We start from the raw sequence: 15,419 nt of genomic DNA on the forward strand, positions 1-15,419 counted from the left end.
CAATTTATTAGAATAAAATATAAACTAATTTTTCACAATTGTAATTTGAGTCGTTTATTAACATTTTTACATTGTATAATTAAAAAAGCCTTTAAATAGTAGTATTTAAAGGCTTTTAATATTTTTAAGCTTCTCAACTTGCGGAGAGAAGGATTATAAGTATGTATGAAAAATTATAATTTTAAAATGACTTTAGCTGCTCATCATAATACGAAATGGCATCATCAATAACAGAAGTTATTTTCGGGAAATTGTTATATCTATCTCTAAAAACTTCTAATCCGGTAAATTCTGTAGAAATATTGCTTGAAAAGGTACTCGTAAAATTAATCGTCCTAAGTACATGACTGACTTGGATTAGTGTATTAATTTTATTATCAATTGATAACTGCGGTGTCAAATGATGTCTTAAATCTTTAAGTTCATCCAACTGAGCTTTGGTTACCATTTTTTTGTTCTTTTTCATTAAACAAAAGTACATCTTTTATGAAACTAATATTTACATTTTGTATTAACAAATCGTAATGTAAAGCCCAAAAAGTGTATCTATAATCAAAAAACATTGCTATGCAAATCTTACAGACTTTATGCAAAAAAAATCCTTTCAAAAATTTGAAAGGATTTTTTCATAATAATAAATCAGTCAATTTCTATTTAACAATAATTTTAAAATTACTATTCAAATTATCTCCTGAAACATTCAATATATAATTTCCTGATACTTTTCTATCGGTGATATTTAAATTAAAAATTCCATTTCCGTTTGAATTTATTTTTTCTTTAACAACAATCCTTCCTGTCATATCCATGATTGTCGCTGTTAAGCTTGATTTTTTATATTCCGGAAGTTTAATGAAAATCTGGTCTTTCAAAGGATTTGGATATACAGATCCCACATTTTTACTGATACTGAATTCCGCATTACCTAATACTGCTTCATTGTACAAAGCAGATATTTCCGTTGGAGATAATGCGTAATTGTACATTTTAAGTTCATCAAATGCACCTTTGTAAGGAGCCGGAGCATTGGTAGTTGCCAAAAATTCAAGCTCACCGATGTTTCCGATGATCAGGTCACTTGCTTCACCAATACCTGTTACTGCAGTTTCGTCTCCTTCAGCACTTAAATTTCCATTGGTATAAATTCTCATTTTGTGCGCTGTAATATCTCTCTGGATCACAACATGTACCCAGTTGTTGGTAAAATAATTGGCAATTGGGGATGTGATTTCCTTTTTCGTAACATCATCGTCGATAGCATATCGTAGCTGACCGCCTTTGATCTCTACATTAAAACGTTTACCGGTTGCACCCGTTGTCGTATTTTTGGTAAATGAACCTTTACACAATACATAAAGACTTGTCGCCGAAGACGATGGAATCATGCTTACCGGAGCTTTCATCCAATAAGAAACAGTAAAAGAATTCGTATTAAATAAGATCTGATCCTGATGCGGAATACTCGCTATATACGGTGTATTCGGTGAAGTTGCCAAATCAAGAGCATAATTTTCTCTTCCGGGAACTCTTACGCTTGCATTATCATAGGCTACATTTAAGGTTCCATTATTGGCGAAAGATGTTAGATCTGCAATCTGTTCACCCGCTGAAGGCGCTTCCATGAACGGCCAGTTTCCGACAAGACTTTGTGTTATTGCACGGAAATTCCAAACATTTCCTGTTGTAAGACCGAGCGCATTATTAGCATCAATTCTCCAATAGTAATTTGTTGCCGGATTTAAATTCGTAAGTTGATACGATGGTGTAGCAGAATAAGGTACCGTAGCGATATTGGTTAAATTTTGAGGATTTGTTCCAAAATAAACTGTATACGATGTTGTGTTTGTACTGCCCGTCCATTTTAAAAGCAGATTACCATTGTTCAACTCTACGCTAGTATTACCATTTGCGGGAGTCGGGTTCGAGGCCTGTGTTGGAGCTGCCGGAATTGGCGGTGTAGTAACTGTATTTGAAGTATAAACAGAAGATTCTGTCGAATTTATTGCTTTAACTCTGTAATAATATTGAGTATTTGGTGTTAAACCTGATTCATTATAGCTTGTTGTATTCGCAGGAAGTGTTGCAATGATTGAAAAAGTAGTTCCATCGGGAGAACGCTCTAATACATAATTGGTTTCATTAGCAGCATTATCATTCCAGTTAACTGTTAAAGAACTTGAAGGTGTAGATCCTGTTGTGACTGCATTTGTGAAATTCAAATTCGATGGCGGAATAATAAAATCCGGAGCCGGTGTATTTGTTAAGTTGTTAATATAAACTTCAATGTTCAAATATGGAGCATATGTTGTGCTTACATTTAAAGCATCAAAAACGTTTGGATTCAATCCGTTGGCAGTTTCCCACGCATCCGGCATCCCGTCGTTATCTGTATCTAAAGGAGCCGGAGCACCATAAACATGTCCTGCCCCACCATTAGTAAAACCAAATTGAGTCGTTAAATCTGTTTGTACATAAACATAGGTCGCAGTTGTTCCTTTCGATTGTAGATCTGAAACTATTAAATTATCTACCTGATCACGTCTCGGATACGAAGCTCCTACCTTTGCTACAATATTATCGAATGCAGTCTGCGCAGTTACTGTCGTGTTTTTCATCGGATAATCATACGGAGCCGACATTATTGCGGCTGCATCTCCTACAGGATATCCTGTTAAATTCTGAGGAACTAAAGTTCCGTCCAAAACACCGTTTCTATTATTATCAAAATAATTTCCGGAACCATATAAATTGAAATTGGCATTTCCTACACTAAAAGGTGTAGTAACCGTAGTGCTTGTATTTGGACCTCCGATAAAATAATTGTTGATGATATTCGCATAGGAAGCTCCTGCCGAATCTCCGCCCATAATGTAAGCCTCTCCGGATTGTGTGTGCCCATAGGTATTTCCGTAATTCCCCCAATTGTAAACAACGTTGTTTACAAACTCATTAATCCCTTTTATTTTATTATTTCGGGTTTTATTACAGATGTATAAATTTCCAATTAAACTGATCTTTCCGCCCGGCGGCGGTTGCATTAATCCTCCCGCAGAGTGATTGTGGCGGTGCATTCCCTGTCCTATAATAGAATTCTGAATCGTTATATTATCCGGACTCGTCCCATTACCATCCCAGTTAACAGAAAATACTTCGTCTGTACCCCAGGTAAAAGTCATGTGATCCAAAATGATATTGGCTCCATTCGCAATTCCTGAAGCATCTTGATTTTGAGATGTCCCGCCATAACGAAGACGAAGAAATCTCGCAATCGTATTATTGGCTCCTGAAAATGAAACTCTTGGCCCTAAAAACACAATTCCTTCTCCGGGAGCGGTCTGCCCCGCAATCGTTGTATTAGCAGGTACCGCAACTATTGACTGTAAATTAACAATACCTCCCACTTTAAAGATAACAAATCTACCCGGCTGGCTTACTGCATCACGGAATGAACCCGGTCCGCTGTCATTTAAATTCGTAACCAGATAAATTTGAGGATTTGCGGCACCTCTCGCTCCTGTAGTATATCTACCAAAACCGGTAGCTTCCGGAAATGCTAATGTCTGAGCATTCAAATCAACAGTGGATAGTGTTAATCCACAAAACAGTAAAGATTTAAGAGTCTGCTTAAATAGTAAAGATTTGTTTTTCATGAATATTAATTTTGTGTGAACTAATCTACCCACAAACCCAAAAAGGAGTATCCTGCCCCATCCTGCCGATCTCCTATATATCAATTAATTACGATAAATATTGAGAAGAAGCATACTATTTCTCTTAATAATAAAACAAATTAAACTTCATAAATATTTAAAATTGACTCCAAAAATACGCTCTGAAATTCAATTCATTTAAATATCATATTTCAAGTATTCTATAATGTGTTTACAGCGTTTTTAGCTTATTTTAGCTTCTAACCTTGGTGGAGAGATAGAAAAAAATGCTATCCCTATTATCAATAACCGTAACTGAAAAAGACATAACATAAATTTCTTTCAAACAAATTGTGATAATAAAAGTTTAGAGATTAAAAAATTAATTTTTCTGCCAAGTATTATGCTTATTGTGAAATTGGCTATATTTGAAATCACATTTATATTTCCCTATAGAACGGGCTCGATTTATAGAAAAGAAAGCGACCAACAAAAACTTAAACAATTATGAAAACTTTTAAAATTTATCAAATAGACGCTTTCACAAAAGAGAAATTTAGTGGAAATCCCGCAGGAGTAGTTGTAAATGCCGATGGATTGAATGCTACTCAAATGCAGCAAATCGCAAAAGAACTAAACAATTCTGAAACGGCTTTCCTTTTTTCTCCGCACGACAATAATTCTGACGGTTCAATAAGATATTTTACTCCACAATCAGAAGTACCAATTTGCGGACATGCTACCATTGCCGCAATGTACGCGAAAGCTATTGAAGATAATTTAGATTCTTGTATTTTAAGGTTTAAAACTCAGGTCGGAATTCTTCCTTTCGAAATAATTAAGGAAAAAGAAGATTACCAAGTAATAATGACGCAGGGCAAATTTGAACTCAGCCCTACATTTGATCCTATTATAAATCAACAAATATTATCTGCATTAGGACTTGATTATTCTGATACTGATAAAAGGTGCCCGATTCAAATTGCTTCTACGGGACACTCAAAAGTTATGATTGGTATAAAAAGTAGGGATCAACTCAACAGCCTTACCCCCGATTATAATAGTTTGACTAATATAAGTAGACAGATCAACTGCAATGGATATTTTGTTTTTACATTTGATTCGGATGATCGTGATATATTAACCTATGGAAGGATGTTTGCTCCGGCAATCGGAATAAATGAGGATCCCGTTACAGGTAACGCTAACGGACCGTTGGGTGGATATTTAATACAGAATCAAATTATTGATTTTAAAGGTAATCTATTCGAATTCAAAGGTAAACAAGGCGAAAAAATAGATAGACTTGGGGTAGTAAACGTAAGTGTTACCCTTGAAAATGGGCTCCCTTCAATAATTAAAATAAAGGGTAATGCTACAATCGTATTTAAAACCGAAATTGAAATCTGATGATTAATTGCCTAAAGGCAGACCTAATTTATAGGAAATGGATAGATAATTTCAATTCAATAATTAGTTATCGTCGAATAGGTTTATAAGAAAGTGCTTTTTCAACGATTTCTCCTGCTTCAAGATCTTCGTATTCTACAGAAAAAAATAAAAATCATTGTAATATGTCATCATAAAAAAGGTGCCCATATCATCATTCGTTTTAAGTCAATAAGTTCATCATCTACCTATATAGAATACATATACAGACCTGCTATCAACTGATCAGAAGTTAAAACTAAAATGGCTTGACTCCTATTCCCATATGAGATTAAAATCGATTGCTGACCTAGTTTTCAACTTTTCTCAAAAGAATACGCAATCTTTTTGTCAGTAGTTTGACGGTTATGAATTTTCGTAAAATATAAAACACAAGAAAAGTTAAATTTTATATACACCCATTTACTTTCTAAATAATCAAATTGAATGGATAATCTTTTACACTATACCCCAATATAGGGATATTTATTTTACTGCTTCAATTAGTGTTTTAACATTTAATTTCTTGGGAGAAATTTTCTCTTGTTAACCTTTTCAATGAACTAAGAATTTTTTTTAACCACCGTTATCATATGATCAATATCAAATGGTTTTTCAATATAGTCATCAGCTTTACAGTCTTTCGCCTCTTTTGGTAAGTTATATGAAGTAGAAGTAAGCACAGCTGATAGATCTTCTGTTTCTGGTTCAGATTTTAATTTTTCAATTACCTCAGACCCCTTCTTATTTCCCTTGATATGATCATCTACAATAACTAAGTCAGGTTCAATCTCTTCAATATGTTCAATAGGCTCTGTTGTTAATGACGAAGTAACATCAAAACCTTCTTCCTTCAATACCTGATCCATTATATCCAAGATATCTTCATTATCCTGAACAAGTACAATCTTCTTCTTCATAATCATTAATATTTTATGTAAATATATGAAAAAAGAAAGATCGAACATTCATTTAATCATGGGCTTGATCGATAAATAAATCTCTTATAATATTAGCTTATTTATCTTGAGAGGAGTAGGAATTGGTGTGTCGGAGATTGGAATAAAACATTAATATGAGAAAAACCAACTGAACAAATATAAACAGAACATCATTCAATTGATACATCGGTTTCAAGCAAAGGAAATAATAAAGTTATAGCAGTCATATCCATTGAAACAATATAATTACCTTTTTTCAAATAACTAATTATTTTTCCTCCTTCCTTTTCTAAATAAAACTTCTTTTACATAAAAAGGAGGGAGATTTTATTAATCTTAAATGAAGCAAAATTTTAAAGAAGTCCATATAGGGCAGTTGATAGAACAGCGTGTTAAAGAATGCGAAATTTCCATCCAAAGAATTACCAATTTTATAAAATGTTCGGATGAGGTTTATTAAACCAAATCTTAAATAAGAGTAAAGAATGTCTACAACAAGAGAATCCGTTCCAGATTATAAAAAATATATATTTATTGACCACATAGTAACAAAATGAAAACTTAATATATTCTCATCCAAAAGCTTATTCCTTAAGCCGTAAACTTATTGCTATTGACGCGTACAGTGATGATTCAATGGTATTGCCATGGCTTTTCATTACGCTATAAGTGCTGTCGAGAAAATCATATTCCCTTAAAAACTGCATACCGACCTTTGCTTTAACCCAAACCATTCCTGATATTTTAGCCGCTGCAGTCAATCCTACAGGAACATTGATGGTTCTGGTATATCGTGCACCGAAATCATTTTCTGTACCTATTTGATAAATTGCTGTTTCTAAATTGGCATCAATTCCATATTCCCAAGACTTGCTGGGCGTCATGACAAATTGAGCTTTTATGGGTAGCATCATATCAACTCGATAGCTAGATGATAAATAAGTGACTGCAAAAAGCGGGGTAAATGTATTTTTCGTAAAATCCTTGCTGTAAGAGGCTCCATATCCCCATTGTAAACCTCCGTGATTACTCGATTTATGCATGGCAACCATAGCCAAAGCAGGAAAAAAATCACGGCTCCCAAAACTGCTTTTAAAATTAGAACGGATAATAAGCTGAGGAACAATCATTAAGTTCCAGCGATCGTTCAGCTTTTGCCTGATTAATAAAGCATACTGGATATCATGAAGTTTCTCAGGATAAACAATTCCTTTTTCAGTCGCCCCTTCATGGTTATAATTGAATGATTTATAGGCAAACATGTTATTGAACTTTGTGTTTTTACCGAAATTGATCGTGGGCGTTATCAAGTTTAAATCTATTACATCAACACCCAAATGATCCCCCTTCTCAAGTTCAGATTTTGCTACACGCGAATAAGACGCAGAGAAAAATTCGGATTCCTGAGCATTACAATAAAGCGGAACTAAGATTGTCAAAAGCACTATTTTACTCCATTGCAATTTAGGAGTGTATCTTATTTTCTCATTCATAGGTTTGACTATACTTAAATCGTTTATTTTACGTTATGAATTGCCTCTTTAATATATTTCTTATGGTTGAATTGGCAATAATAATCCAGCGCTGCAAATTTGATTAATTCAAACTTCTCCAGACGTTGATCAGAATCAATAATTAAATAAATAAACAACTACTATGGAACTTTTTAATGTCCTTGAAGGCATTATCTCCTTGGATAAAACACACAGAGACGAAATTTCTGGACTTATTGAAATAAAAAACTATAAAAAAAATGAAAAATTTCTTCTGAAGGGACATCCCTGCAGTATGATCGGCTTTGTGATTAAAGGGAGCTTTAGGTACAACATGGATATTGACGATAATGACAGGACATTTGATTTTTCAGTAGAAAATGAATTCATATCTGATTATTATGGTATTTTGAAATCAAAACCTGCTTCTTTTGAAATTATTGCCAATCAATCTTCAAGTGTTATTTGCCTTCCTACAGATAAAATATTGAAATTGTTTGATCAGGATATGGTTTATCAGAAAATCGGGAGAACAATAGCTGAATCTGAATTCTGCAGGCATCACGAACGACTTATATCCCTCATGTATCATTCTCCTCAGAAACGCTACGAGGATCTCATGAATACAATGCCTGAGAGCGTTCTTACGCTACCGCAACATCTTTTAGCCAACTATTTAGGTATTACGAAAGAAACATTAAGTCGCATCAGATCTAGAAAAGCAAAGTGAACGACCATTACTTTAAGGTGATCTTAAAAAAGACTTTTTACGTATAAAATATTTGATTTACTTCACTAAAAAAGCGGATGTACATTCCTGTACATTCGCTTTTTATACAATCTATATGAAATAGACTGAAATTTAGTTTTGACCTGCTAATAATCCACCGTCAACAGTCCAAGTTGCTCCAGTTACCCAGCTTGTTTGATCAGAAAGCAAAAAGTCGATCGTCTTTGCCACATCTTCTGGTTGACCTACACCACCTAAAGGATGGTATACATCAAATGCAGAAAGGTTTTCAGCGATTTTATCTTCCGGCATAAATGTCTTGAAGATCGGAGTAACCACAAATCCGGGGTTCACAGAATTAACTCTGATATTGAACTCAGCTAATTCAATGGCCAATTGTTTTGTAAGTGCAACCAGACCAGCTTTTCCTACCATATAAGAAGATGCAGGTCCTGCTTTTATTGCATGATGCATCAATGCTGCCCCAATATTGACTACTGAACCGCCTTTGTTTTCTTTCATTATTTTAGCCGCAGCCTGTGTAATAAAAAAGAAAGCTTTTGTATACGTTTGGTAACTGTCGTAATCTTTCTCTGTATGATCTAAGAACGAAATTGGCGTATAATGCCCTGCACTATTAACCAAATATTTCAAATTTGGCAGTTCTTGTTTAAGGTTACTATTAAAAATAGCTACTGACTCCATATTGGATAAATCTACTGAGTAAATTTTCACTTTACCTCCTTTTGCTTCCAATTCTTCTTTAGCTTTATTTAAGCTATCAACACTTCTTCCTACTAGTGCTACTTCAACTCCTCTTCCAATTAATAATTCTGCTGTGGATTTACCTATTCCGGTTGAACCACCTACGATTAATGCTTGTTCCATTTTTATATTTTTTATTTTATTTCCGCCTTGAAATAGTTTAAATTAATTTATTGAGATCTTACCTTCGGATTAAACTCCGTAAGTAAATTCATAGTTTTTTACAATTACAGGATTAAGGCTGTTTCCAACGTGACATAAATCTTTTGCTGAAGTTTCCATCCATTCCTTTTGTTCGTCAGTATATTCTTTATCAAAGAACAATTTGATATTGATTGTTCCTACTTGCCCACCTTCTGCAGACATTTCATACGATAACTCGCTTCTTGATCCGTTTACTTCGAAATCTTTTTTTCTGGCATAAAAATCAACTGTAGCCAACATACAGCTTGCATATGAACCCATAAGAAGGTCTATAGGACCAAATGTCAAATCCACTTTAATAGGATCTGTGTTTGATGTTGATTTTGTACTTGAATTATATTTACCTTCATAGGTAGTTTCTATTAATTTTGACATTTTTTTAATTTTTTATTTTAATACTTTTTTTATTTCGAATGTTGATGCGGACACCATCTATGCATCTGTTATCTTCTCACTTAGCGACCGCATAACATTCATTTTCAAATAAATCTTTGCAGTAGAAAAAGATTTACTTTTTTTATTTTGCCCCGTAAAAGAATTCGTAGTTTTTTACAATTGCAGGATTAAGACTGTTTCCTACGTGACATAGCTCTTTTGCCGAATGCTCGATAGTTTGCTTTTGTTCTGCGGTATATTCTTTGTCAAAGAATAACTTAATATGAATTACTCCCACTTGTCCACCTTCTGAAGACATTTCATAAGAAAGTTCACTTTTTGACCCATTGACTTCAAAATCCTTTTTCCTTGCATAAAAATCAACTGTTCCAAGCATACAGCTTGCATATGAACCCATAAGAAGATCAATCGGACCAAATTTCAAATCTACTTTGATTGGATCAGCGCTTAATGGTGATTTTGTGCTTGAATTATATTTACCTTCGTAGGTAGTTGCTATTAATTGTGACATTTTATTTAAATTTTTTATTGTTAATACGAAATGACTGCAATATTGAGATTAGATGGTACATCCATCAATTCCACACATATTATCTCCGGATTCTTTTGACAATTCGACAATGCTTTCCTGGTAGGTCTGAGCAAGGGCTTGTGCAAAAAGCTCAACAGGCTGCGCTCCTGAAACAGCATATTTACCATCAAGAAGGTAATATGGAACACCGGTTATTCCCAGATTCTGCGCTTCCATAATATCCTGTTTAACTTCATAATTGTAATCATCTTCAGCTAATACTTTTCTTGCTTTTTCCTTATCTAAGCCCAATTGCTCTGCAAGGAAAACTAAGAAATCAATAGCTGCAATATTTTTTCCGTTCACAAAATGAGCTTCAAATAAAGCCTCCTCCATCGCATCGGCTTTACCATTTTCTTTTGCCAAGTGCAATAACTTATGAGCAGGAAAAGTATCAGCTGCAATTACCTGATCGTAATTAAAAGTTACACCAGCATTTCTCCCCATATCCTTCAATTGATTCAAAAACTGATCAAGATGAGCTTTAGAAAAACCTTTACGGTTCATCATATACTCGCTGATACTCAAAATTCCAGAGCTTTCTTTTAATGAAGGATCCAATTGGAAACTTTTCCACTCAACTTCTACTTCATCTTTGAATGAAGAATCTGCTAACGCTTGCTCAAAATTTTTCTTAGCGATGTAGCAAAAAGGGCACATAATGTCCGACCATACCTGTATTTCCATTGCTTTCTTATTTTTAAAGTTAATTAGAGATTCTCATTGACGATTTCAGTAAGTTGCTGAGATGACAGTACACCTGAATGTCTCCATTTCAGCTGACCTTTTTTAAAAAGCATCGTGGTAGGTACTCCTCTAATTTCGAATATTTGTGCTAAACCCGGGTTTTGATCGATATCAACCCGTTCATAATGTATCGCCTCACCATAATTTGCAATGGTTTGATCTAGATGCGGTTTCATGGCAATACATGGACCACACCAAGAGGCATGAAAATTGATCATTGTTATTTGATCAGATTCTATTTTGTTAGCTAAATTCATTTTTTGGTATTTTTAAATGGAGAATAACAGCAATACATCTTTGAAAAGCATCACTGTTATTCTGAGATTAATTAGACAACAGCGTTTAAGCTCTTGTTGATACTAATCTTAACTGGTTCTGCGATTGTTCTGTATCCTGGAGATATTTTACGTACGTGTTCTGCAATAGCAGCATACTCTTCCTCGGTTCCACTACCGGTAACCTCAAAATTGAATTGAAGTTCTTCAAAACCAACCGAAACACTCAGATCAACTTCCAAAAATCCACGTAGATCAAGATTCCCTACAATGGTAAGATTAACGCTGTCAAGTCTTATTCCTCTACTGGTTGCTCCTACCACAAAACCGACCATCATACATCCTGCTAAACCGCCAAGAATATAATCCTGAGGATTTGGATTAAGATTGTCTCCTAAAAGTTCCGCAGGCTCTCCGATCTGATATTTGAATTGTTTTTCAACGAAAGCGCTTCCTATCTTTTTACTATGCGTGGTAATTTCAGTATTCACACCACCTTTCCATGTTGCTGTAACACCTAATGCTGCAATTGCTTCAGCAGGTTTGTTAGTAATTACGTCTACATAATTCCCTAATGCTTCTAAATTTACATTGTTTAACATAACCAATTGTTTTAAATTTTATACTACAAAGGTACTGGCTGGAAAGCTTCAAGAAAATGGACAAAACTGAAAACAAATAGCACTTATTGATAGGGATATTACCAATTAAGATGGTCAAATTTCCTTTTTAAAATTTACTAATGAAAGGACAGATCGTATGATAGAAATCTATTTTAATAAAATCACAAACTACTATCTACCTTACCATTATAAAAAAGGAAGTCTCCCAAATCGTGGGAAACTTCCTTTTCTATCATGATGTCTTTTGCAGTTTTTAAATTACGTGATTGTGTTCCGGATGAGAACAGCATAAATAGCTCACTTGATCCGTTCACAGAATCTTTTATAATAGCTGAATTCCTCAAACTAGCATAAAAAATTAACCTACATAATCTACTCTGCAAAAAATTCTTCTGCAACATCAGCTGCCGACTTCAGTGCTTTTGAAAAATCTTTTTCAGCATCTGGATTCACTAGATTTCCTAAAAATTTAACCTCATGAATTTCAGTAATGCCAACAAGTCCAAGCCACCAGTTTAAATAAGTGGACTGGAAATCAAGGCCAAGTTCAATTGGTACACCGGCACCGTATACGCCTGAAGTATAAATAACACAAGCTTTCTTATCTTTCAATAATGGAAAGTATCCCTCCGATCCAAAGCCAAAGGTCAAGCCCGGCTGTGAAATGGTATCGATATAGTGTTTTAATACCCAGGGAATCCCGCCATTCCACATAGGAACCGTGATCAGGTATTCATCTGCTGAGGAAAAGCGCTCAGTGACCTCAACTACTTTATCCCATGAAGTTTTTAATTCCTCATTTAAAGTACCATCACCGAAGAATGTCATTTTAGCCGCAGCTTTGTCTCCGTCAAAGGTTGGAATGCTTAGATCCCATAGATTCAATTCATCAATGATTGCATCGGGATTCGATAGCTTGTAGCTTTCTAAAAATTCATGTGCTATGGCTCCTGATTTAGATTTCTCCTTTCTTGGGGAGCTGATAATGTGCAGTAGTTTCTTCATTTTTTAATATTTTGAGATTAAAGATTTTCCTGTACCAACTTACCAAGTTCATGAGAGGGTACGATACCTGAATGTCTCCATTTCATTTCTCCATTTTTGAAAAGCATGGTAGTGGGTACACTTCTGACTTTAAATAACGTTGCTAAATCTGGATATTTATCAATATCCACGCGTTCGTAATGAATGACATCCTCAAATTCCGCCACCACTTCGTCCAAATTTGGCTTCATGGCCACACAAGGAGGACACCAGGTCGCATGAAAATTAACCATTGTCAATTGTTCCGATTCTATTTTATTTGCTAAATCCATTGTTTTATATTTTTAATTTGTTAGTATTGTATTGTATTTTTTTAAGGCAATGCAGGATATTTGTTCTGTTTATAAAGATCATCTGAGTCATTAAAAATGATTGTAAATCAGAATCACCTGACTACAGACAAGGTGAATTCTAACGATTTAAATCATCCATCACCTCTTTCATGATCATCATATTTTTTAATTTTTCCTGATGGTCATAGATAGGAGAATGGATCATCAATTCATCCACACCTGTTTGCGCTATAAAGTCCTTTAAATTGCTGGTAATTGTTTCTTTACTACCGACAAAAGAACAGGCTGTCATTTGTTTCACCTGTAAACGCACCTGCTCAGACATGCTGTCCAGGAGTTCCGTCAAGGATTCAACTGGAGGCTGTAAAAACCTTCCTGTATTTTGAGCTAAATTTTGAAACATCTGATACAAACTGGTCGACAACATTTCTGCCTGCTGATCTGTATCTGCGGCAGTAGCATTAACAGCTGCTATCGTATAAGGATGTTTCAGTGTTTCAGAAGCTTTAAAATTCCGACGGTACAATTCAAAAGCCTCTAACATCTGCCTTGGAGCAAAATGTCCAGCAAAAGCATACGGCAACCCTTTGGAGGCTGCTAAAGCTGCACTCTCTGTACTTGATCCCAATATCCAGATCGGAACACCTGTGCCTTCAGCAATAAAAGCACGTACCTTGGCATAGGGATTCTTATGTGAAAAATACATTTCTAGTGCTTCCACATTTTGTGGAAACCGTTGAGATTGCTCATAAAAATCTTTTTGAATAGCCAAAGCAGTCTGGATATCACTTCCCGGCGCTCTTCCCAAACCCAGATCTATCCGATCGGGATAAAGCTGCGCTAAGGTTCCAAATTGTTCCGCAACAATCAAAGGCGAATGGTTGGGTAACATAATACCACCTGATCCTACTCGTATATTTTGCGTGTGACCAGCAAGATGTCCAATCAAAACTGAAGTTGCCGTACTGGCCACATGCGCCATATTATGATGCTCAGCTAACCAGAGACGTTTATATCCTAAAGTATCGACCAATTGGGCAAGTTCTTTAGTTTTTTCAAATGTAGAACGAGCATTGCTATCTTCAGAAATGAACGCTAATTCCAATAATGATATAGGGATCATAATTTTCCTTTTTTTTAATATTTAGTACAGCTACTGATAAGTTTAATGCTCCCTTTAGTGTTGAAATTATTGAGATTAAATTTTATTTTCTATCTATAATCAACAAATAATAAAGAACATATGAGGTCTCAAAATCAGTATACTTCTGTTTTAAAATTTAATACTACAAAGGTATAAGCTAGGAAGCTTCAAGAAAATGGACAAAACTGAAAACAAGTAGTACTTATTGATACGATTACAACCTCTCATTTCAAATTAATACCATTTGTATTACAATCAGAAAAATGTAGGTAAGATCAAGTGGATTTGAGGAATACTTTTTGCAAACGCCTTGGAATCTTATTAAAACTAATAACCCAGCCTTTACCAATGATGAATTTTTACAGCTGAGGAATGTTATAGTAATAAAGATTGTGCAGCCTTAATATCAGGTGATCGTTAAGGTATAATTAAACAGATAGGGCTAATAACTAAGAAAGGAGTTATCAAATTGAATAACCCTAAAACTTAATCTGAAATTTTCCGTGTACACAAAGCTTCATCTTTTCAGGAATAACTTCATAATTGGTTAAATTCCACATCCTCATATCTATTTTTATAGATTGCGGCGCCAAAAGTTTGCTTGGATTTTAGCTGACTTATAATTTCATTTTGAAATGCTACTTCTTTCTCCAACACATTGTTCCAAAATTCAGGTTTATCTGAGAAGTTTTCATAGTAGTCCAATGTATCAATAATGCCAATAAAAAGTGCAGCTATGTTAGTTGCGAACTTCAGATCAGAGGTAGCATTTGAAAATGCATCTAATATAAAGAGTTCTATGGGTTCTGGTTCTTCATAGTTATCGGCATAAACGTCTACAGCAGCATTACTTTTTTCAATTGCCTCTTGGTAATTTTGAACATGACTCGTGTTAATATCAGCGATTAACTGACGCTTTTTTGCGCTTATTTTGATATATTTTTGGATAGTCTCTTCAAAGTTGGGCAATTGATAGTAAAAACCTAAAAGGGCTACGGTTAAACTCTTCCTTTGCTCCATGGAAGAACCAACAAGTCCCTCAATTAAGCTCTTGGTATGTTCATTAATATGTTTTACAATATCCATATATTAATTAAATCTCCTATCCAAATATG

The 15,419-nt window shown here is 34.6% G+C and carries 16 protein-coding genes; 2 read left to right on the plus strand and 14 right to left on the minus strand.

The genetic code is table 11. The features are described from left to right. Positions 1 to 181: 181 nt before the first annotated feature. Together A0O34_RS21115 and A0O34_RS21120 are read right to left on the minus strand one after the other, a co-directional pair. A complete protein-coding gene (locus A0O34_RS21115) occupies positions 182 to 481 on the minus strand; it encodes a hypothetical protein (RefSeq protein WP_157886088.1) in 300 nt (99 codons plus the stop codon). 169 nt (positions 482 to 650) lie between these two features. Further along, on the minus strand, positions 651 to 3,650 hold the full coding sequence (locus tag A0O34_RS21120; protein ID WP_066759085.1) for a LamG-like jellyroll fold domain-containing protein: 3,000 nt from the start codon (positions 3,648 to 3,650) through the stop codon (positions 651 to 653). A 507-nt stretch (positions 3,651 to 4,157) separates the two neighbouring features. On the opposite strand from A0O34_RS21120, the gene A0O34_RS21125 reads away from it, so the two are divergent. Next, the gene (locus tag A0O34_RS21125; RefSeq protein WP_066759087.1) at positions 4,158 to 5,060 is read left to right on the plus strand and encodes a PhzF family isomerase; all 903 of its coding nucleotides are present in this window, start codon (positions 4,158 to 4,160) and stop codon (positions 5,058 to 5,060) included. 581 nt (positions 5,061 to 5,641) lie between these two features. Here A0O34_RS21125 and A0O34_RS21130 read toward each other — a convergent pair. Both A0O34_RS21130 and A0O34_RS21135 read right to left on the minus strand, forming a co-directional pair. Beyond that, positions 5,642 to 5,998 carry a response regulator gene (locus tag A0O34_RS21130; protein ID WP_066759898.1) on the minus strand — a complete coding sequence of 119 codons (357 nt, stop codon included), beginning with the start codon at positions 5,996 to 5,998 and terminating at the stop codon, positions 5,642 to 5,644. A gap of 605 nt (positions 5,999 to 6,603) precedes the next feature. Next, positions 6,604 to 7,512 (minus strand): DUF6268 family outer membrane beta-barrel protein, encoded by a 909-nt coding sequence (locus A0O34_RS21135; RefSeq protein ID WP_066759089.1) that lies wholly within the window; start codon positions 7,510 to 7,512, stop codon positions 6,604 to 6,606. A 163-nt stretch (positions 7,513 to 7,675) separates the two neighbouring features. Here A0O34_RS21135 and A0O34_RS21140 point away from each other — a divergent pair, with 163 nt between their 5' ends. Next, a complete protein-coding gene (locus A0O34_RS21140) occupies positions 7,676 to 8,242 on the plus strand; it encodes a Crp/Fnr family transcriptional regulator (protein ID WP_066759091.1) in 567 nt (188 codons plus the stop codon). A gap of 132 nt (positions 8,243 to 8,374) precedes the next feature. Here the strand turns inward: A0O34_RS21140 and A0O34_RS21145 are convergent, their stop codons facing one another. The 10 genes from A0O34_RS21145 to A0O34_RS21195 form a co-directional block, all read right to left on the minus strand. Then, a complete protein-coding gene (locus A0O34_RS21145) occupies positions 8,375 to 9,130 on the minus strand; it encodes an SDR family NAD(P)-dependent oxidoreductase (RefSeq protein ID WP_066759094.1) in 756 nt (251 codons plus the stop codon). Between the two features lie 69 nt (positions 9,131 to 9,199). Beyond that, complete coding sequence (locus tag A0O34_RS21150) at positions 9,200 to 9,586, minus strand: OsmC family protein (RefSeq protein ID WP_066759095.1); 387 nt, start codon at positions 9,584 to 9,586, stop codon at positions 9,200 to 9,202. 142 nt (positions 9,587 to 9,728) lie between these two features. Continuing rightward, positions 9,729 to 10,118: an OsmC family protein gene (locus A0O34_RS21155; RefSeq protein ID WP_066759097.1), complete on the minus strand. Its 390-nt coding sequence runs from the start codon at positions 10,116 to 10,118 to the stop codon at positions 9,729 to 9,731. A 48-nt stretch (positions 10,119 to 10,166) separates the two neighbouring features. Beyond that, positions 10,167 to 10,865 carry a DsbA family oxidoreductase gene (locus tag A0O34_RS21160; RefSeq protein ID WP_066759099.1) on the minus strand — a complete coding sequence of 233 codons (699 nt, stop codon included), beginning with the start codon at positions 10,863 to 10,865 and terminating at the stop codon, positions 10,167 to 10,169. 23 nt (positions 10,866 to 10,888) lie between these two features. Then, complete coding sequence (locus A0O34_RS21165) at positions 10,889 to 11,182, minus strand: thioredoxin family protein (RefSeq protein ID WP_066759101.1); 294 nt, start codon at positions 11,180 to 11,182, stop codon at positions 10,889 to 10,891. Positions 11,183 to 11,253: 71 nt separating this feature from the next. Beyond that, positions 11,254 to 11,802 carry an OsmC family protein gene (locus A0O34_RS21170; protein ID WP_066759102.1) on the minus strand — a complete coding sequence of 183 codons (549 nt, stop codon included), beginning with the start codon at positions 11,800 to 11,802 and terminating at the stop codon, positions 11,254 to 11,256. Between the two features lie 393 nt (positions 11,803 to 12,195). Continuing rightward, on the minus strand, positions 12,196 to 12,828 hold the full coding sequence (locus tag A0O34_RS21180) for an FMN-dependent NADH-azoreductase (protein WP_066759104.1): 633 nt from the start codon (positions 12,826 to 12,828) through the stop codon (positions 12,196 to 12,198). Between the two features lie 17 nt (positions 12,829 to 12,845). Next, positions 12,846 to 13,139: a thioredoxin family protein gene (locus tag A0O34_RS21185; protein ID WP_066759106.1), complete on the minus strand. Its 294-nt coding sequence runs from the start codon at positions 13,137 to 13,139 to the stop codon at positions 12,846 to 12,848. A gap of 139 nt (positions 13,140 to 13,278) precedes the next feature. Continuing rightward, positions 13,279 to 14,283, minus strand: coding sequence for an LLM class flavin-dependent oxidoreductase (locus A0O34_RS21190; protein ID WP_066759108.1), 1,005 nt, complete (start codon positions 14,281 to 14,283; stop codon positions 13,279 to 13,281). A gap of 558 nt (positions 14,284 to 14,841) precedes the next feature. Further along, positions 14,842 to 15,390 (minus strand): hypothetical protein, encoded by a 549-nt coding sequence (locus A0O34_RS21195; protein ID WP_066759110.1) that lies wholly within the window; start codon positions 15,388 to 15,390, stop codon positions 14,842 to 14,844. Positions 15,391 to 15,419 lie beyond the last annotated feature (29 nt).

This window comes from Chryseobacterium glaciei (assembly GCF_001648155.1).
Lineage (GTDB): Bacteria > Bacteroidota > Bacteroidia > Flavobacteriales > Weeksellaceae > Chryseobacterium > Chryseobacterium glaciei.

Bases quoted from the DNA above. Each gene is read 5' to 3' on its own strand.
- A0O34_RS21135 (WP_066759089.1), bottom strand. From the start codon at position 7,512: ATGAATGAGAAAATAAGATACACTCCTAAATTGCAATGGAGTAAAATA.
- A0O34_RS21120 (WP_066759085.1), bottom strand. From the start codon at position 3,650: ATGAAAAACAAATCTTTACTATTTAAGCAGACTCTTAAATCTTTACTG.
- A0O34_RS21130 (WP_066759898.1), bottom strand. From the start codon at position 5,998: ATGAAGAAGAAGATTGTACTTGTTCAGGATAATGAAGATATCTTGGAT.
- A0O34_RS21185 (WP_066759106.1), bottom strand. From the start codon at position 13,139: ATGGATTTAGCAAATAAAATAGAATCGGAACAATTGACAATGGTTAAT.
- A0O34_RS21190 (WP_066759108.1), bottom strand. From the start codon at position 14,283: ATGATCCCTATATCATTATTGGAATTAGCGTTCATTTCTGAAGATAGC.
- A0O34_RS21155 (WP_066759097.1), bottom strand. From the start codon at position 10,118: ATGTCACAATTAATAGCAACTACCTACGAAGGTAAATATAATTCAAGC.
- A0O34_RS21140 (WP_066759091.1), top strand. From the start codon at position 7,676: ATGGAACTTTTTAATGTCCTTGAAGGCATTATCTCCTTGGATAAAACA.
- A0O34_RS21160 (WP_066759099.1), bottom strand. From the start codon at position 10,865: ATGGAAATACAGGTATGGTCGGACATTATGTGCCCTTTTTGCTACATC.
- A0O34_RS21165 (WP_066759101.1), bottom strand. From the start codon at position 11,182: ATGAATTTAGCTAACAAAATAGAATCTGATCAAATAACAATGATCAAT.
- A0O34_RS21195 (WP_066759110.1), bottom strand. From the start codon at position 15,390: ATGGATATTGTAAAACATATTAATGAACATACCAAGAGCTTAATTGAG.
- A0O34_RS21180 (WP_066759104.1), bottom strand. From the start codon at position 12,828: ATGAAGAAACTACTGCACATTATCAGCTCCCCAAGAAAGGAGAAATCT.
- A0O34_RS21170 (WP_066759102.1), bottom strand. From the start codon at position 11,802: ATGTTAAACAATGTAAATTTAGAAGCATTAGGGAATTATGTAGACGTA.
- A0O34_RS21145 (WP_066759094.1), bottom strand. From the start codon at position 9,130: ATGGAACAAGCATTAATCGTAGGTGGTTCAACCGGAATAGGTAAATCC.
- A0O34_RS21125 (WP_066759087.1), top strand. From the start codon at position 4,158: ATGAAAACTTTTAAAATTTATCAAATAGACGCTTTCACAAAAGAGAAA.
- A0O34_RS21150 (WP_066759095.1), bottom strand. From the start codon at position 9,586: ATGTCAAAATTAATAGAAACTACCTATGAAGGTAAATATAATTCAAGT.
- A0O34_RS21115 (WP_157886088.1), bottom strand. From the start codon at position 481: ATGTACTTTTGTTTAATGAAAAAGAACAAAAAAATGGTAACCAAAGCT.